General features: G+C 54.9%; 17 protein-coding genes and 1 pseudogene. 9 read left to right on the top strand and 9 right to left on the bottom strand.

Annotated elements, in window-relative coordinates; genetic code table 11:
* Positions 1-19: 19 nt before the first annotated feature.
* Positions 20-529, bottom strand: coding sequence for a hypothetical protein (locus tag AB8B76_RS11275; RefSeq protein ID WP_405272535.1), 510 nt, complete (start codon positions 527-529; stop codon positions 20-22).
* Between the two features lie 251 nt (positions 530-780).
* Here AB8B76_RS11275 and AB8B76_RS11270 point away from each other — a divergent pair, with 251 nt between their 5' ends.
* The 4 genes from AB8B76_RS11270 to AB8B76_RS11255 all read left to right on the top strand — a co-directional run bounded on the left by AB8B76_RS11270 (position 781) and on the right by AB8B76_RS11255 (position 7,435).
* Complete coding sequence (locus AB8B76_RS11270) at positions 781-1,500, top strand: hypothetical protein (protein WP_405272534.1); 720 nt, start codon at positions 781-783, stop codon at positions 1,498-1,500.
* Entirely contained in the window at positions 1,497-3,539 is a 2,043-nt protein-coding gene (gene mnmC, locus AB8B76_RS11265) for a bifunctional tRNA (5-methylaminomethyl-2-thiouridine)(34)-methyltransferase MnmD/FAD-dependent 5-carboxymethylaminomethyl-2-thiouridine(34) oxidoreductase MnmC (protein WP_405272533.1), read from the top strand. Before AB8B76_RS11270 ends, mnmC begins: the two co-directional genes overlap by 4 nt.
* Positions 3,536-4,342 carry a glutaminyl-peptide cyclotransferase gene (locus tag AB8B76_RS11260; RefSeq protein WP_405272532.1) on the top strand — a complete coding sequence of 269 codons (807 nt, stop codon included), beginning with the start codon at positions 3,536-3,538 and terminating at the stop codon, positions 4,340-4,342. The genes mnmC and AB8B76_RS11260 overlap by 4 nt, the downstream gene beginning before the upstream one ends.
* Positions 4,343-4,489: 147 nt before the next feature.
* On the top strand, positions 4,490-7,435 hold the full coding sequence (locus tag AB8B76_RS11255; RefSeq protein ID WP_405272531.1) for an insulinase family protein: 2,946 nt from the start codon (positions 4,490-4,492) through the stop codon (positions 7,433-7,435).
* 47 nt (positions 7,436-7,482) lie between these two features.
* On the opposite strand, the gene AB8B76_RS11250 is transcribed toward AB8B76_RS11255, so the two are convergent.
* The 4 genes from AB8B76_RS11250 to AB8B76_RS11235 form a co-directional block, all read right to left on the bottom strand.
* Positions 7,483-8,205: a C39 family peptidase gene (locus AB8B76_RS11250; RefSeq protein WP_405272530.1), complete on the bottom strand. Its 723-nt coding sequence runs from the start codon at positions 8,203-8,205 to the stop codon at positions 7,483-7,485.
* Entirely contained in the window at positions 8,205-8,486 is a 282-nt protein-coding gene (locus AB8B76_RS11245) for a hypothetical protein (protein WP_405272529.1), read from the bottom strand. The genes AB8B76_RS11250 and AB8B76_RS11245 overlap by 1 nt, the downstream gene beginning before the upstream one ends.
* A gap of 157 nt (positions 8,487-8,643) precedes the next feature.
* Entirely contained in the window at positions 8,644-8,982 is a 339-nt protein-coding gene (locus AB8B76_RS11240) for a hypothetical protein (RefSeq protein ID WP_405272528.1), read from the bottom strand.
* Positions 8,983-9,027: 45 nt separating this feature from the next.
* A complete protein-coding gene (locus AB8B76_RS11235) occupies positions 9,028-9,837 on the bottom strand; it encodes a hypothetical protein (RefSeq protein ID WP_405272527.1) in 810 nt (269 codons plus the stop codon).
* 163 nt (positions 9,838-10,000) lie between these two features.
* Here AB8B76_RS11235 and AB8B76_RS11230 point away from each other — a divergent pair, with 163 nt between their 5' ends.
* A complete protein-coding gene (locus AB8B76_RS11230; protein WP_405272525.1) occupies positions 10,001-10,651 on the top strand; it encodes a type II secretion system protein GspG in 651 nt (216 codons plus the stop codon).
* 38 nt (positions 10,652-10,689) lie between these two features.
* Here the strand turns inward: AB8B76_RS11230 and AB8B76_RS11225 are convergent, their stop codons facing one another.
* Positions 10,690-12,420, bottom strand: coding sequence for an SLC13 family permease (locus AB8B76_RS11225; RefSeq protein ID WP_405272523.1), 1,731 nt, complete (start codon positions 12,418-12,420; stop codon positions 10,690-10,692).
* A gap of 226 nt (positions 12,421-12,646) precedes the next feature.
* Here AB8B76_RS11225 and AB8B76_RS11220 point away from each other — a divergent pair, with 226 nt between their 5' ends.
* Positions 12,647-13,018 (top strand): VOC family protein, encoded by a 372-nt coding sequence (locus AB8B76_RS11220; protein ID WP_405272521.1) that lies wholly within the window; start codon positions 12,647-12,649, stop codon positions 13,016-13,018.
* 73 nt (positions 13,019-13,091) lie between these two features.
* The gene (locus tag AB8B76_RS11215) at positions 13,092-13,856 is read left to right on the top strand and encodes a class I SAM-dependent methyltransferase (RefSeq protein ID WP_405272520.1); all 765 of its coding nucleotides are present in this window, start codon (positions 13,092-13,094) and stop codon (positions 13,854-13,856) included.
* Positions 13,857-13,922: 66 nt separating this feature from the next.
* Here the strand turns inward: AB8B76_RS11215 and AB8B76_RS11210 are convergent, their stop codons facing one another.
* Positions 13,923-14,612 (bottom strand): hypothetical protein, encoded by a 690-nt coding sequence (locus tag AB8B76_RS11210; RefSeq protein ID WP_405272518.1) that lies wholly within the window; start codon positions 14,610-14,612, stop codon positions 13,923-13,925.
* The gene (locus AB8B76_RS11205; RefSeq protein WP_405272516.1) at positions 14,609-15,886 is read right to left on the bottom strand and encodes an O-antigen ligase family protein; all 1,278 of its coding nucleotides are present in this window, start codon (positions 15,884-15,886) and stop codon (positions 14,609-14,611) included. Before AB8B76_RS11205 ends, AB8B76_RS11210 begins: the two co-directional genes overlap by 4 nt.
* 119 nt (positions 15,887-16,005) lie before the next feature.
* Here AB8B76_RS11205 and AB8B76_RS11200 point away from each other — a divergent pair, with 119 nt between their 5' ends.
* Entirely contained in the window at positions 16,006-16,623 is a 618-nt protein-coding gene (locus AB8B76_RS11200) for a YrbL family protein (RefSeq protein ID WP_405272514.1), read from the top strand.
* Positions 16,624-16,645: 22 nt separating this feature from the next.
* Here the strand turns inward: AB8B76_RS11200 and AB8B76_RS11195 are convergent, their stop codons facing one another.
* Positions 16,646-17,602 (bottom strand): alpha/beta hydrolase family protein, encoded by a 957-nt coding sequence (locus AB8B76_RS11195; protein ID WP_405272513.1) that lies wholly within the window; start codon positions 17,600-17,602, stop codon positions 16,646-16,648.
* 112 nt (positions 17,603-17,714) lie between these two features.
* Here AB8B76_RS11195 and AB8B76_RS11190 point away from each other — a divergent pair.
* Positions 17,715-18,337: pseudogene (locus tag AB8B76_RS11190) on the top strand (hydroxymethylglutaryl-CoA reductase); the annotation flags it as partial.

Raw genomic sequence — 18,337 nt, 5'->3', positions numbered from 1 at the left:
ACCTCTGATCTGCTTCGCTCTAGCCGGCCGCTGAGTCCGACTCGACTTTTGCAGTCTGCTCGAACTGAGAAGGATCGAGGTACATCAGCTGTAGCTCCACGTTGGGACCACCACGGCCGGAATCAGCACCCAGGACCATAACGCTTGGCTTCCCCTCTTCAGAAGTGAGGGCGGTGATTCCGAACATAACCGAGCCTTCTTTCGATTCATTGGCAAAAGAGCGTAAGGACGCCGGGTCCTTAATGGCCTCTGCGATACTCGAAAGAAGCATGGTTAGCCCCGTACGAAAACTGGCGAAGTTGAGACGGCCCTGATAATGCTCATAGTTCAGGCTCAGATCGAAACGAACCATGCTGCCGTCTTCCATGCGCAGGTTTGTCAGAGCGACGACTTTCTTTTCCTCTAATTCCCGGTACAAGCTCTTGGCCTCAGTGCGGCTGGGCTCGATAAGCGCCTTGTGAATCAAATTCACAGCGACCGTAAGGAACTTGTCGGTCGGCAGGCTTTTTTGTTGAGTGCTTTCTGGCATGGGTATTCCGAACATGTGGCTAACAGCCCGCGAAGTCTACCGATTGCCTCTGCTGCTTGCCAGCCACTCCACGACGAAATACACAAAAGCAACGAAGAGCTCTGGGGCGCAGTTTGTTATGCTGTGCTTTTGATTACGGGTTTTCTGGTGTCACGTCCGACCTAAGGTTAATGACGCCATCAATGACACTATCAATGGCACAAGCTTCACATTCAACAAGACCGTCATCCAGGCCGTCACTAAGACAGTCGGTGAGGACAGGAGTCGTTACGCGGAGGCACTCTTTCGCAGGCGTCGCGCTGCGCAGCGTATTGCTGCTGACGCTGAATATTGTTCTGCTCGGTGCGCCCTGGAGTTACTCCCAGGAAGCTGAGAATGCCGTCGTACCGGAGACCGATGTCGATAGGCTTCGCGGACTGCTAATGCGCCATCAGGGCGCTGACAGCGGCCCGATCGAAGAACCCTCAGCACTCGCAGAAACCCTGGAGCTAGATCGGAGCGCCAGCGAATCTGAGATGGCGGCAGCCCTTGCTGCCCCCTACTCGACCGACAAACTTTTATTGAGAGTGGACGAGTGGCCACAGCTTCTGGCGGACATCGAGAGCCGCAGGAGCGACGCAACAATTGGCGAGCGTCGTAGCAACAGCCCCTTGATAGGGACGATACAGACCCGTCAGCGAGGAACCCTCGTTGGCAGCGGTACCTACAGCCTAAAGCACATCGGCAAACATCAATTCGTCGGGCAGACTAATCTGGGACAAGGGCGCAACGTCGTGAGTGTGTCGGATTTTCAATGGGAGATCGAACTCCCGGCGATGGATCAAAAAACCCGTTATCTTTTAGTCCTCGTTGCTCCCCCAAGGCAGGATTGGGTTCTGCATGCTTTACCAGCAAGCGTTATCGAGTCCCTTGGCGCTGACACCCCGTCCTGGCTCAAGAACCCGTCTATAGAAGCCAGTCCAGCGTCGTGATCCGCGCTAAAGGCCCTTTCCGTGCGATGGAGACCGCCCATCTGCAGTGGACTGGAGACGGCGAACCTCGCTCTATCCACTACGATGACTGTTACTTCAGCCCAGACAACGGGCTCGCGGAGTCGCAATACGTTTTTATTGAAGGCAGTAACCTGGAATCGCGCCTTAGCCACCCCAACACGCCTTTGTTCACGATTGGTGAACTCGGTTTCGGTACGGGTCTGAACTTCCTTCAAACGTGGCAATGCTTCGAGCGCTTCGCCGGTCCTGACACTCGATTGCATTTTTGGAGTGTGGATCGTCATCCGCTGAGACGAGACGATTTTGAGCAAGCGCTAGGGCGATGGCCGCAGCTTTCTGAATACGCATCACAGTTGATAGATGCCTACCCCCCTCCACTGCCCGGCCTGCACCGCCGTGTGTTCGCCGGTGGGCGCGTTACTCTCGATTTGGTTTGGGCAGACGTTCAAGAGGCGCTACCAGAGCTCTCCAGTTTACAACGACCCCTTGTAGATGCCTGGTATTTAGACGGTTTTTCTCCCAGACAAAACGACTCTATGTGGATGCCTGAGCTTTTTGGCCACATGATCGAAGCCAGTAAGCCGTCGACGACTATCGCCACCTTCAGTGCGTCCAGTACCGTACGCAGAGACCTGGAGACGGCAGGCTTTCGTATATCGAAGCGCCCCGGTTTTGGGCGCAAACGCGAATGCTTACAGGGCGTTGTCGCGGCAGATGTATGCACTGGCCAAGCGCCGCCAGCCATGACTCCCTGGGATCTCAATTCCAGCGCCGCTTTTAGCTGTCACCAATCGGCGCTGGTTATCGGCGCCGGTCTCGCCGGGGCTCACGCCGCGGCCGCTCTTGCACGGCGGGGAATGGCTGTCACCGTGCTAGATGAGGGCGTAGTGGCTGGTGGCGGTTCCGGAAATTCGCAAGGTGTTCTGTTTACCAGGCTTTCTCACGAGCGCTCCATACTTGGAGAATTCTCGCTAGCCGCTTTTCTCTTTGCCCGAGAGCTCTACCAGAAGATGTTCGAAGACGGCAGTCTCAATGAAGGCATTGATGGCGCACTCAGTGGCTGCGTGCAGACAGATACACCCCGAGGCGATGGGTCAACATTGGCCTCCGCACTCGTGGGCCTCGAAGCTGTCGCGCAGAGCCGCAGTGCGGAGCAAGTCGAATCCTTACTCGGCGTGGAGGGCGCAGCGCCCGGGCTTTGGCAACCAGGTTCTGGGTGGCTGTCACCCCCCGCGGTATGCAGGGCACTTCTAGGTCAAAGGGGCATCACCTTGCGGGAGCAGTGCGGCGACCTGAGTTTCACTCAGACTAAAGATGATCTTTGGGAGGTACGAGACCTTGAGGGAACGCTTTACGGAACGGCTCCGATCCTGATACTCGCCACCGGTCCGGAGGGGCGCTCGATTAAGCAAACAAAGAACCTACCCTTGCGCGTCGTGCGCGGCCAAACCACTCAAATACCTGCACCAAGCGATAAGCCCCTGCTAACGAGTTTTTGCCACCGCGGTTACATTACTCCGGCGGTCAACGGCGAACACTGTATCGGCGCCACTTTCAAACCGGGGGACGTTAGCAGAGAACTGCGCATCGAAGAGCACAGAGATAACCTTGAAGCACTCGGCCGTGCACTGCCCGCCTGGCAAGAGCACCTGGACACTCTTGATCCAGCCAAACTTCGCGGCCGCGCAGAACTTCGCTGTGTATCACCGGACTACCTCCCCATCGCCGGACCTATCCCAGACGAATCAGTCTTCACAGAACGATTTAGCACGCTACAGTGGGATGCCAGCCAGATCATCCCCGAGCATGGCGCCTACCAAGCGGGACTTTTTGCCAGTACCGCACACGGGTCAAGGGGTTTAAGCTACGCGGCCATGAGTGCAGAGCTAATCGCCACGCAAGTACTGGGAGAGCCGATTCCTGTTAGCCGGGAATTGCAGCGGGCACTATGCCCTGCGCGATTCCTCATCCGAGGACTGGTGCGCGGAAAACCAAGACCCAAGGACCGTACAGTATGAATGGGTCCAACATGCGTGTACGCGCATCCCTACTACTGGTGGTATGCCTTCTACCCTTAAGCTTGACCGTGGCTGTCGCTGCAGATCTGCAGCGCTTTGGCTACGAAGTGTTGGAGCGCATTCCACAGCCGCGAGAGAACTTTGTTCAAGGCCTGCAGATTGTCGATAACACTTTATACGTCGGCACAGGGCTTTACACTGAGTCGCGCCTGCTGGCCTATGACTTCCCCTCTATGAATCTCGTACAGGAGCTAGCGCTTCCCGATGAGCTGTTTGGTGAAGGTATTACAGTTTTAAACAACCGTATCTATCAACTAACCTGGCGCTCTGGCCTGCTCCTGGAGTACGACGCCAAGTCCTTTAAACAGACTGACACTCACCGAATCAGCACGCAAGGCTGGGGCATCACCCACAACGGCTCAGAGCTCATCTACAGTGACGGCAGCCATCAGTTGTACTTTCTTGATCCTTCGGATATGTCATTACAGCGTACCTTAGCGGTCTCCTTAGGATCGAGACCACTGCCGCGTCTCAACGAACTTGAATGGATCAACGGCGAAATTTGGGCCAATGTATGGCAGTCGAATCAGCTGGTACGCATTGACCCAGAGAACGGCCATGTTTTGGGTATTATCGACCTTCGAGGACTTTTAGATCCCGCAGAGCGACTGCCAGATACCGATGTCCTCAACGGCATAGCATGGGATACCAACAACAATGCGCTGTGGGTAACGGGCAAGCGGTGGCCCTGGCTGTATAAGCTACGACTTCGCGCCCTGCCTGCGCCCAAACCTCCCCAGTAAACATCCCTGAACAAGCGACTCGAGTCACGCCTGTCCAGACGCCCCTCACAATGTCCGCGCCTCACTAGACCGTCCTCACTGCTTAGCACCCTAAAGAAACCGAGCAATTCGCGTTAGAATAGCCGTTTTTGCGAATCTGGTAATTTGATGAACAGTCCGTCCAAGCTTCCTATCTCCCACGACAGCTTTATCCCACTGCGCTCTGAACGCATCGCAGCTTTGAATATCCGGGTTGAGCACTTCGAACACCGCGACACCGGAGCCATCCACTACCACTTTGCGACGGATAATCCCGAGAACGTGTTCCTGGTAGCGCTGCGAACCGTCCCCGAAGACAGCCGAGGTGTAGCGCATATTCTGGAACACACAGCGCTCTGCGGCAGCGAACGCTACCCGGTTCGAGACCCCTTCTTCATGATGCTTCGCCGGTCTCTGAATACCTTTATGAATGCGTTCACCAGCTCTGACTGGACCGCCTATCCTTTTGCCAGCCAAAATCGCAAAGACTTTCGCAATCTGCTCGACGTATATCTGGACGCCGTCTTTTTCTCGAAGCTGGATCCTCTCGACTTTGCACAGGAAGGGCACCGCGTAGAGTTTACCGAGCCAAGTGACACGAATAGCGACCTCGTCTACAAGGGTGTGGTGTACAACGAGATGAAGGGCGCCATGAGCTCGGTGCCCTCGCGCCTTTGGCAGACGCTCTGCCATCATCTGTTCCCGACCAGCACCTATCACTACAACTCTGGCGGCGAGCCCGAAAACATTCCCGAACTCAGCTATGAGCAGCTTCAGGAGTTTTATCAAAGTCACTACCACCCTAGTAATGCCACCTTTATGACCTTTGGGGATATTCCGGCAGCCGAACACCAGGCGGTTTTTCACGATCAAGCCTTGCAGCGGTTTCCCCGCCTTGAAAAGCGCATTGTGGTAAATCCTGAGCAGCGATACTCGGAACCCAAGCGCGTCGTCGAAGAATATGCCTTCGATGAGGAAGGCAGCAGTGAGGGACATACACACATTGTCATGGGCTGGTTACTGGGCGAGAGCACGGAGCTCAAAGATTTACTGGAGGCTCAGCTCCTGTCTAGCGTTCTTATGGAGAACAGTGCCTCACCGCTGCAGCAAGCTTTGGAGACCACTGAACTTGGGACCGCGCCCTCCCCACTTTGCGGCCTGGAGGACTCTCTTCGGGAACTGGTTTTCTGTTGTGGCATCGAGGGTAGTAACCCAGAGCACGAAGAAGACCTTGAAAAGCTCGTCCTTGGTGTTATCGAAGACATCGCGAAGAATGGGATACCTCAGGAACAGCTCGAGGCCGTACTTCACCAGCTGGAACTCCACCAAAGGGAGATCAGCGGCGACGGCATGCCTTTTGGGCTCAATCTCATTCTTCAGGCACTGGGGCCTGCGACTCACTACGCCGACCCCATACCCTCCATGGATCTTGAGCCGGTTATTGCGCAGCTACGTGAACAGATTCAAGACCCGGAATACATTCGCAGGCTCGCTCAGAAGTTGTTGCTCAAAAATCCTCATCGACTCACTTTGGTCATGACTCCGGACGGCACGCTCTCACAGAAAAAACGTGAAGAAGAGCAACAGCGACTAGCCGATATGAAAGCCAGCCTCGATGATTCGGAGAAAACCGCCATCGTCAATCAGGCGGAGGCGCTTTTAAAGCGCCAAGCGCAGGAAGACGATCCGGAGATACTGCCAAAAGTCACTCTGCAGGATGTGCCGGGCACTCTGCCAAAGTTATCTTATGACGAAGTAACACTGGGGAACCTGCCCTTCACTCTTTACGAACAAGGTACTAATGGTCTTGTTTACCAGCAGCTAAGCTGTGCGATTCCGGACCTGAGCTCGGCAGAACTCGCCTTACTGCCACACCTCACGGGTATGGCAGCAGAGCTGGGGTTAGGAGCAGCTGACTATCTGGCGACGCAGCACCGCCAGTCATCATCGGTGGGATCCATTAGCCTCTTCACCTCCATGCGCGGCAGCATAGAAGACGAGCAAGTCGCCCAAGCCAGTCTCGTATTGTCTTCAAAAGCACTAGCAAGAAAAAGCCACGATCAAGCAGCGCTCATGCGCGACACCTTGCTTGATGTGCGTTTTGACGAATTGCCCCGCATAAGGGAACTGGTTGCACAACAGCGGGCTCGCCGGGAGCAGTCCATCACAGGGCAAGGCCATAGTTTGGCAATGCTTGCAGCCTGCGCAGGGATGAGCCCTTTAGCGATGCTTCACCATGAGCTCTCGGGTATGCAAGGCATCGCGGCACTGCGGCAGCTGGACGATTCTCTTGCGGACGCGAACAAGCTGGAGACCTTTGCCAATGGGCTACAGCAACTCAACGGAAAGCTTCGAGACGCCTCATGGGAAGCGCTCATCGTGGCTGAGCCTGGCCGGACCGCCAGCCTCGCTCAGGAGGCCGCCGAAGCTTGGAAGACACTGCCGACCCATAGCGGCGCGCCCTTACGCCTCCCCATGCTCAGAGAATCCCGCAGAGAATGCTGGGTCGCCAACTCACAGGTAAGCTTTTGTGCCAAGGCCTATGCGACAGTGCCCAGCGGGCACGCTGACGCAGCGGCGCTGACGGTACTGTCCGGCTACTTACGCAACGGCTTTCTACACCGCGCGATTCGTGAACAAGGTGGCGCCTACGGTGGTGGCGCCAGTCATGATGCGAGCATTGCTGCATTCCGTTTCTACTCCTATCGAGACCCACGTATCGAGGGCACGCTCAGTGACTTTGATGACAGCATCGAGTGGATGGCGTCAGGTGATCACAATGCCTCAGGACTGGAAGAAGCCATTCTTGGCGTAATCAGCACGATCGATAAACCGGGTTCTCCAGCCGGAGAGGCCAAGCAAGACTTCCACAATCGACGCTTTGGCCGAAACCATGATCAGCGCATGGCGTTTAGGCAGCGCATCCTGGAAGTCACGCTGGATGATCTGAAACGAGTGGCAGCCGAGTATCTGGTTCCGGAGAACGCATCGATCGCCGTTGTGACGGGCAGCGCCAGCCGCGACGAAAGCGCGAGCTATCTCGAGTCTCTGGGTATGAGCTTCAAAGAGCTCTAAGCGCCCAGTCACCCGGGAACAGCTCGTTCCGATGAATGAGCTGCTTGTCATTCCACCGGTGAAATCAGTACCCGGCGCGGGGGACGATAACGGAAGCTGTCGTCCCCCGCCCTATCGCCTCGCGCACCCACAATCAGGATCCTACCGCTAGCCTCGTCGTTGCCTCGCAGAAAGCTCTGGAGAAACTCCTCCCGACCTAGTTGCCGGTTACCCCAACTCGGATCTGCAAGATACGCTCGACCAAACTCGTCAACGCGGCGCAGCACACTAAAGTGCCCTCGGCCATTAATTGTCAGTGCGACAATTACCGGCAGCCTTAGATTTTTTAGATCCTGGTATGTGACCGCAAAGCCCATGACCGGGTAACGGCGGGTGTGCGCCAGCATCTTCAGATCAGAGAACGATAATCCTGCGGAGCGCTTAGCTGGTTCAGTGTTGTCGTCGTGATCGTCTTTGCGATGGTCTTTGCGATGGCCTTTGCGATGGTCTTTGCGATGGTCTTTGCGATGGTCGCTGCGATCGTCGCTGCGCCCGTTAATCAGTTGTTCAAGCAGTTCTCGTTCGCTAACAGGGTCCTGGTAGAAATACGTTAACAGGGTGGCTAGCGCTGCCGCACCACAACTGAAATCCCTTTGCTGTTTCACGATGTTCGCATCACGCATAGCCACCCAGTTATCGAAGGCGTAGCTTGTTTCCATGGAGACCATTACGCTGATGGCCGCTATGGCAGCAATAAAGGTAATCTTTCCTAAGCGCCCTACTGCTGTCATCAAAAAGCCGGCGGCCGGTAATCGCTCGTAAGGACACCCTCTTTCAGCATGCTAGTCAGTATCGCCCTACGCCAGAGAAAGCGGAGTCCAAGCAGAGTAAGAACATAGGTGAGTCCGCTTGCATAAGCGGCGGTCCAAACCAAGGCCTGGCACTTGAGAAACGTCACGGCGACAAATACAAAAAGCGGCAGCAGGCCCGTGGCATGCGCGAAAAAAAGCTGGTTGTAACGACGAATGAACTCCGCATCGAGAGATCTTTTGATTAAGGCTGCGCTAGTCATGGCTAACTTTTCCCAGTTAGATAGATCTAATTGTTTATGGTGAGTGGACGGCAGGGCTGATGACGCCCTGCCGTCCTTGCTAACCCGCTTTGCTAGCGGACTTAGTTATCGGGCTTTTTTATCGACCTTTATTATCGGCCGTTGTTATCGGATAACGCTATCTGGTCTTGTTACCGATATCGCAGGTGACGCAAGCACCGCCAGACGCGGCCATGATGGGCACGTACTCACCCCAGAAGAAGCTTGCGAGGCTGATATCTACAGCGACCACTCCAAAGATCCAGGGCCAAAGCTCGCCCTGCGTGTTATCCATGAGCTGTGCATCAAGGGGCCTCACAGTGCTTGAGGGTGGACTCTTAAATGCCGCTGACACTAGAGCCGACTGGCTCACTTTTTCTAGATCGTCATTCGTAGCCGCCTCTTTCGCTGAGCTTCCTTGCGCGACAAGTAGAGCGATAACGGCAATAAACGCCGATTTTTTCCTTTCAATTTGCATAATGTGATTCCTTTCATCATTACTTCTTAGGGATTACCCCCACCACTAAAACTCGTAAAACCATTGCAGATTCATACCGCCCTGATGATCACTAGCGATATCACCACTCACGAACACTGAATGCCGACGTGCTATTGCCAAAGCAATCCCCCCGCGAATTCCCACCCGTTCGCTCTGATCCGCAAGGCTCTCACCGTTCGCTGATGAAGCGTTACGCCGCTCGAAAGAAACACCACCAAACAAGGTGACGTTAGCGTTTACGGCAAAATTGACGCCGGGCTCTACCCTCCAGGCCATGCCAGGCTCCACAGATCCTTCCGCCAATTGGTAGTCTCGCTGGAGGGTCATCGCTGCTGACAGAGACAGCACCACCGGATCAAGACTCTTGTAAGTGGTCACGCCCAAGCGCCATTCTGGCAAGCTTCTACGACTTACAGACCCATTGCGATGAACCACTGCGCGCGCCTCAAGCAGCAGTGCTGGTAGCGCGGATTCAGGCTTTATTAACCAGTTGGCGCCGAGACTGGCGCCTTGGGTCTTCTGGCGGAACTCCAAACCTGCGAACTCCTGCCGTTGCTCAGACGCAGTGAATCTGCCGTTCAGCTCAAACCGAGGGGTAAGGCCGTAGCGAATACCTGTCGAAAACGTTGCCCGACGATCCCGCTGCAGGGACGTGAAAGATGTCGCGCGATAGTCAAAACTACTGCTCACCTGCCACGTGGAGGCTTTGGCCAATAACTGATCAATGTTAATGGGCGACTGCGCCGCAACTCCTTGAGACAAAGTCGCGGCAAGCACCACCGGAACGACACTCCGGGGGATAAGCACAAGCTTCCAATAGGGGCTTGGAGTCATTTACCGTGACCTCGCAACTATAAGCAACAGGCCCAGCTTGCCCTTAAGGCTGTCCTCTCAGCCACGTCGGAATCACCCACCGTTCAATCAATGACATCCCCCTTGCCGGAAATCGCCGAGAGATACATACTCCCCGCCCCTGCTAGTACCGCTTGGAATACACATGCTTTTACGACTTTCTATGCTCTTCTTTTTGGCTCTGTTGGGCGGCTGCGCGACCTATACGGCTGAGTATCAAGAGCGGCTCGTTCGCAGTCTTCCGAACCAGCGCGATGTCACCATTCATGACAGCAAGACTTATCCAGGCGATATCCTCTGCGGGAGCTTTTCCCGTCTATCTTCAAACGGTTTCACTATGCGTCGTAGCAAGTTCGTTGTCGGTGTAGACATGATCATCACCGCGCCGACAAAAGAAGACGTACTGGTTTACTGCGGCAGCGAGCCCGAACAGGCGCTTTTCGAGCTCACTGGAATAGGTGTGTCAGACCAAGACTGGGCACCTCTGGTCAAAGTGCGCGACGACATGCTGCTTATCGATGCAGCGATTACACGCTACTACGACGCCAGAGCCACACTGCCGGACCCCTTAAACAAGTTGCTTGAAGACGATTACGGTGTCGAACCTGAGAACCTCATCGATCCCTGGGGACGCCCCTACAACTACGAGGGCGGACTATCAGGTCGCACCGTCCCCCAGTACAAGTTAAGTAGCTATGGCGCGAATGGCACCGTGGGCGGTAGATATGCTGATGCGGATGTCCGTCGCGAGCAAACCCAGATGCTAAATCACGTGCTGCGAATTAACGGCTACTAAGATTCGGGAAAGCGAAACCGGCGATCCCTTCACCAAAATCAAGGCGTGAAGGGAAACACCCTTGGCAGCATTGTCAGGACTACCACCGAATACACTATGGACAAGGGGAGTCCATAGCGGACGTAATCAACGAAACGATAGTTTCCTATGTTTTGCACCATCAGGTTTGTAGTGTATCCATAGGGCGTCATAAAGCTCGCGCTCGCTCCATAGGCCACCGCCATCACAAAGGGCAGCGCACTCAAACCAAAGCTCTCCGCCAACCCAAAGGCAATGGGAAAGACTAGCGCGGCTGCGGCGTTGTTGGTCATCATTTCCGTCATCAGCAAGGTCGACAGATAGATCGCCACAAGGGCCGCATAGGGTCCTTTACCCGCCAACTGCAAATGCAGGCCGTCAGCAATGATAGATACAAGACCCGTATTGACAAGGGCTTGTGACAGTACGAGTGCAGACCCAATCACCATTGCTATATCGAAGGGAAAACGTCGCCGCAGCTCTCCCGCGCGCACCACGCCGAGACCCAGCATGAGCACGAGTATACCGATCAATCCTTTGATCAACGGCAGAATACCCATGGCGGCCAGCGCCACCACAGCGAGCATTGCCAAACCAACCGTATTATTAACCAGCGTGCTCAGAGGCTTCTGGACTGAGCGAGACCCCACCACAAGAAAGTTCTTGTCCACATTGCGACGACTGTAAAAATCGCCGCCTGTGGCGAGCATAAGGCTGTCACCCGCCTGCAACGTAATGGTCCCCAGCTTCCCAGACAGCCTCTCACCGCCCCTTCGAAGGCCAACTACCGCAGCGTCAAACAATGATCGAAACCCCGAGTCTTTGACCGTTTTTCCCTCTACCGTGGCTCCGGGAAGCAAGATCACCTGAACGAGGTTGCCGCTGAGTAGCCCCTCTCCCGCTGCGAAAGTTGCAAGGCCGTCAAATCTGTCCAGCAAACTCACCTTGGCGATATCACCGGAGAAAATCAGTCGGTCACCCTCTGCTATGTATTCCAGCGGGCTTACGGGGGATATCAGGTGCTCACCACGGACAATTTCAACCAGGAACAGAGACTCCAGCTCGCGTAATCCGTTTTCCGCAATACTGCGCCCCACCAGACTGGACCCGGCCACCACCTCGGCCTCGACAAGATATTCGGCAACCGTCACCTCATCGCGCGGGTTAGCGGGCAGCAAACGATGCGTCAGCAGCAGCACCACAATACCCACGACTGTCACCGTCAATCCAATGGGCAAGAAATCAAAGAAGGCCAGACCTTCACCCGTAGCGTCTTCAAGGAAGGAACTAACGATTAAATTAGTGGAGGTACCAATTAGCGTGGTAGTGCCTCCCAATACCGCCGCATAGGAAAGGGGAAGGAGTAGACGACTGGGCAAATGAAAGCTGTTCTCGCGAAGAGCATTAGCCAAGGTCGCGACGACTGCCGTATTGTTTACAAGAGCAGAAAATACGCTGGTCACCGCCGATACTCGGAGCAAGGACCGGCGATAACCCGCTACGACCAGGCCTCGCGACAATCGGGAGAGCCAACTCAGTTTCTCAAGGCCAATAGAGACCAGCAGTAGAAGAACCAGCGTCACCAAACCTATGTTCGTGGCTTTTTCCAGCACCTCGGGGGTGTCAACCAGTCCTGCGAAATAAGCGACGCCCATAGCGCCGGCAAACAGCCACGCAGGCGCGTAGGACGTAAACACCAGGCCATAGAATAGGCCCAAGAAAATCATGGCGATGAACAGCTGTTCAGGCATAAAGGCTTAGTCAGTCACTGAATACGCGAGCATACGCGTAGCCGGCATACGTCCTCAAGCTCCCAGGTGCACTTACAATAGATTGCCTGTGACACGATATGCTTTACACTCTCTCCGCGTTTGTAAACTTCGCGCGGCAGGAGCGTAGGTTTTGTGCGCTAACGATGCTCGAACTTACCCGTTTTGAATTACTAATAATGTTATCCGTTGTTTAAAGGAGTCACCTATGATCGGCTATGTCACAGTCGGCGTCAGCGATATGGATCGCGCCAAAACTTTCTACACAGAATTGCTCAAAGATATGGGCGCCTCAGTCACCGCCGACATGGATCGCATAGCTTTTATCGGTAAGAGCATGGCTGAGCCGATGATCGCCGTATGTCTGCCCTACGACGAGGAACCCAACCATCCCGGCAATGGCAACATGGTAGCGATCACCGCTGCCAGCAAAGAAGATGTCGACTCGCTTTACGCTAAAGCTATCGAATTGGGAGCGACCTGCGACGGCGAACCCGGCCAACGTATTCCTGATGTCTTCTATGGCGCCTATGTCAAAGATCTAGATGGCAACAAGCTGGCATTCTTTGTTTTTGGCTAGACAGGTGAATTACTTGTTCCTGCCCAGTGATGCGCTGCGACCGGAAACGGGCGTAGTGCCTGATTGCTAGACAATGCAGTTCCTCAAATCTCTAGAGGTGCGTTTCAGAAACTGGCGCAATCAGGTTATCTCTCCGATCAAGTATCGGGGCGATGCGGTGCACTGCCCTGTCTGCGACCACAGTTTTTCGCATTTTTTACCCGCGGGAAGTGGCGAGCGGGCACGTCCGGGCGCCGTGTGCCCACTGTGCCGAAGCCGAGAACGGGACAGGCTAAGTTGGTTGTTTTTGCAAAAGCGCAAGCACGAGCTGCTTCAGAAGCACATGCAGTTTCTTCATGTTGCTCCGGAACCCCGTCTCAGCGAATTCTTTTTTAACGCCATCGACGAAGGCTACATCACAGCAGATCTCATGCGAAAAGACGTGATGGTACGTCTGGATGTCCAGGACATGCTCTACCCCAACGAAACCATGGATGCGATTTACTGCAATCATGTATTTCAGGACGTCCCCGACGATCGCAAAGCAATAGCTGAATGCTTTCGCGTGCTTCGCCCCGGAGCTTGGGCCGTAGTCAACGTCCCGCTCTTCGCAGAATCCACGTCCGAAGCAAACACTCCCGGCAACGTTCGCGCCTCTTGGGATAAACGCCCGGATGAGCATGTCAGAAACTACGGCCATGATTACCAGCAACGTTTGGAGGAAGCGGGATTCATCACGGAGGTGTTTTCACCAGAAGATTTAGAGCCAGACCTTCGAAAACGCGAGCGCCTCGGTATCCATGGCCCCCGCACAGGCTATGTGCACTTTGTGCGTAAACCCGCCTCCGCGGACGAGTAAAGCGTTCAAGTTAACGGTACTGGCAGTACTTCTGCCTGACAGCGTAGTTAGCTCTCAAAGCCCGCCCTAAAAACGGTAATCCATAAGCGCGATTTCTCTCTCAAAAAGGCTGGCAATGCGTGCCTTGCTATCGTCGTCGTAATAGTCCCGATAGTCTTTGCGCTCAACGGCCACACCGGTCTTCTCCCGAGGGAGAGGCTCCGGCAGCTTTAGTCCCAAGCGCTCGCGCAGCTCTGCTAACGCATTGCTCAGATCTCTAAACTCAAACACGCGATCTACCAGAACATCGTTACCGTCAAAGTATAGATTCGCATCCCTGGGCAAACGGTGCGGCTTTTTCTCTATATATGCACTAAAGCCAGGCATATCCCGCCCTTGACCATGCTGCTTCCACAAATAATAAGAAACGGCTTTATCCCAGGGATTGCGCTCAAAGCAAAACGTGAAGTAACTCTCCCATAGGGGAGCGCCTACAAGGTCTCTAATGCGGGTAGCCGGCATATGCTCGTAGTAGAACTCACCCAGGAGTGGCGAATGTCTCCCCACCAGCTTTCGAAGCAGCTTCCTTTGGTTGTAAGTGGGCCCGAGCCAGGAGGTCGGCCCATAATTGCGCGGAATTCCGCTGGCGATGTTGTCTTCCATGTGAGACACGATATCGCTGTCGCCACATTCCTGGGCAAGGGCCACTTCCAGGGAGCTGCCAGCTGTTTTGTGCGTCTTTACAAAAATGAATTGATGCTTGTGGCTAATGATCATTGATCTGGCTCCCTTGGCGCCCGATAGCTCAAGGCCAGCAAATAGAGGCCAATAAACAACCAGAGCAACATTGCGTGCCAGGAGGAATACCAAGCGAGATGAGTGTTCAGAGGGAACAACACCCCTACCAAGGTAACGGCGTAGGGTAGCGCTCTTGATCGCGCCTGCATGTCCCCTCGCTGCCAGGCCATCCAGAGTAGAGACACGAACAGTGCATAACCGACTAAACCAATCACACCCGTTTCCGCCCACAACTCGAGCAGTAACTGGTGAGCGTGAGATGCCTTGGCACCACCTGCCTCCCCCGCAGGGCGTGCCCAACGGTCTCCCTCCGCCGCGAACTCGGCATAGGCGTAGCGGAACCCGCGGGGCCCCACCCCATTAACCCAGTGTTCCTTGCCCACCGCCAAGGCTGTTTGCCATATGGGCAAGCGTAAACCCGTTGCAAGATTGACCGACGCATAACTCGGCTCATCTAGAGCACTGACGATCACAACGCTCCGTTTTTGGACCCAGTCACTCGACTGATAAGCAAAGATCAGAGCGAGCGTCGCAACAGTTAGAACGCTGGCGACTTTCAAGAGGCTCAGTCGTCCTCGGGCGAAGTAGTAAAACCCCAAAGCCGCCAACTCCACACCAGCACTGATCCACGCCGCGCGTTTCCCCGACAGCGCAATCAAGGCAAGCACTAGCAGCAGGAACGCCCCCGCCACTAACCGCGGCCAGCTCCGGAGGGCATGCACCAAGCCGATAGGCATAAGGAATGCCACGGCCACTCCGAACTTAACGTTATCATCATCCCCGAACACGCCATTGATGTAGCCCTCCCCTACGCCATAGCCAAGCACATTACGACCAGTAACAAACTGTAACAGCCCGTCGAGGCACCAGAGGATCAGTAACACAGCCACTACGCACCCAAACCAGTTGAGCAGCTTGTCCCGATCGGCGGGCTGCTCGCTATAGCATTGGTACCAGGCAAGCAGCGCTGTGCAGGACATCGCGTAGCGGATGGTTCCCGCGGTCGTGAGGGAGGCTTTTTCGAGGGCGATGGAATCTGGAAGCGCCAAAATCATGGGCACGGCAAACGCGGCTACAAGGCCTAGCAAGATCCAGATATGACTCGCTCGACGCAGTCCTTCTGTGCGGAAAACCCAAAACATTCCCACGAGGGCCAAAGCAGCCATGGGGAATTCCATCAGGCGTCCGATAGGCAAAAGCACTATCGCGAGCACAAGAAGCAGCGCGGGAAACGGGACTCGAAACGAACTCATGAAGCATTCCAAAAAGAAGCGCCGCTACTATGCGATGTCAGCGGCCGTCAGTCAAAAAATCCCGAGAAAGACCACAGCTACGGTAAACTGTGCTCTGCACTCAAAATCATTACTGAAACATGCTCAAACTCAAACACTCACGGCCTCTCTTTGTGGGCGGCACGCGTTACTGCTTTCAGCACCCCGAACACGCGAACCGCTGTGTAAAGGTACTTCGTCCTGATCGTACCGGGGCGGCCCGCAAGATTCTGCGCAAAGACTTCAAGCGGCACTTACCGGCGCGTTTTCTCGACGATCAACGAAAAGAGATAAAGGCTTACCGTGAACTGCTGACCCGAGCGAGCGAGACCCTGTGGCGTTATGTCCCTCGTTACCACGGCACCGAAGAAACTGACATGGGTGTAGGGATTGTCACTCAGCTTATGCGAAATGCCGACGGGAGTTGGCCAAAGAATCTGGAACAAATCCTCGTCCATGGCACGAGCCCTGAGCTAGACGCAGGAATAGAGGAATTTGTCACCGCGGTAGGAGACCTCCGCATCCTCAGTCGTGACCTACTTCCGCACAATATCGTCGCGGTCAAAGAGGATGCCGGCTATCGGGTAATGCTGGTCGATGGCATCGGTAACGCCGAGCTTATTCCACTATCTACCTGGTCTGGCTTCTTTGCGAGACGCAAAACTCAACGCAAGATACGGCGCTTTAGACAGCGCTGCGCAATGCTGCTTCCTTCCTGATTTTCCGGTGTATTAACTGCGTTCAGTGAGAAGCGCGGCAATGGGAGTCAGACCACGTTAAAACCTCTCGAGTCAGTTCAATACGACTCCATGAAAAGGAGTGGTCACCAGTGATCACTTTTGCTGAGAGATCGAGTCCGTCTACGGCATCGTACGCGGCAACGACCGGCTCAAACATCGTTGCAGCCGGCGTTACATCATCTTGCTCTCCCACTATCATCAACACGGACTTGCCCAGCAAACCTGCACCAAAGCCTCGCGTATCCCACAGCGAAGCATCACCAAAAGCCAGCTCCTCTTCCAAACGCTCTCCGGTGAAACCCTCCAGCATGAAGAGTTCATCCGCGTAAGCTTTTAGTCGCATACTTGTGCCACCACCACCCTTTTCAACGTCAGACTGCCAAAGTCCAAGATTCGCCGGTGACAGAGCGATCACACAACGCAGCTCGTCGTCCCTTGCGCCGCTGGCAAGCGCCGCATAACCCCCCAAGGAATGCCCGAGGATCGACAGTGCATCCCGATCAACACGCAAACCTTGAGATTGCTCCTCGTTGCGAAGAAACTCCAACACTGCAAGCACATCTTCGGGCAGCTGACTAAATCGGTACTCCCCCTCGGCACCCCAGGCGCCGCGATAATGAAAATACAAGGTGTTAAAACCGAAACGGCGCAGAGCCTGCGCGACATCGAGATTGCGCTCATTTCCCGGCAGGCCATGCAATAACACCACTGTGGGATGGGGGCCGGGCCCAGCGGCAAGATACATGTGAGCGGGCATACGCGACCCCTCACTGCCGATGCTGAGTTCCACTACCGATGCAGGATACTCCGCGTCAAAGGGCGAGTCCTGAGACAAGGCATCCTCAACACTCTGAGCCAGCGCCACTGTTGGCAGAAGCATGAATCCGAGCACACTCACACAGCGCCAACCAATGCTTCTTCGGCAAGAATAGATCACTCTGACAACCTCACTTATCATTTAGAAAAACCCCTCGTCCCCGCGCAGGCGAATCTTTCGCAAACTGGGCGCTACGTTTGACGCAAGCGCTGTGAAACCGTAGTTTAGCCGCCTTTCTCAAGGAGTTACGACTATGAGCAAATCCATCCCCAGAGATGGCGCAGACGACTACAGCGCAGACATCATTGGCCAGCGACAGCGGTTCATCGAAGAAACCACCGGCGCCGAGCTCGATCACACAAAACAGTTTTCTTTCGATCCACAGGAAATGGCTGGCAACATCGAAAACATGTTTGGTGTTGTTCAGGTCCCCATCGGCGTGGCCGGGCCACTTCTCGTGAACGGTGAACACGCCCAGGGAGAATTTTATGTCCCTATGGCAACCGTCGAAGGCACGATGTTGGCGAGCTATAACCGCGGCATGAAAGTTATTCGTGAGGCTGGCGGAGTTATGACCACCGTTGTCGGTCAAGCTATGCAACGCGCGCCCTGCTTTGTATTTCGTAATTCCCGGGATGCGCGGGACTTTGAACAATGGCTGGTAGAGAACTTTCCACAGATTAAGACCGTCGCAGAAAGCACGACATCTGTAGGTAAGCTCGACGAGATCGAACACTACTGCGCGCACAATTTTGTGTACACGCGCTTTGACTACAGTACGGGTGACGCGGCGGGGCAGAACATGACCAGCCGAGCGACTTTCGTGGCCTGTGAATGGATCCGCGAGAACTACCCAGCATTAAAGAACTACCTTCT

Origin of the sequence: Congregibacter sp., assembly GCF_045107095.1 — a bacterium.
Lineage (GTDB): Bacteria > Pseudomonadota > Gammaproteobacteria > Pseudomonadales > Halieaceae > Congregibacter.
Note: the sequence above shows the minus strand (reverse complement) of the source record. Positions and strands in the feature narration are given on the sequence as shown.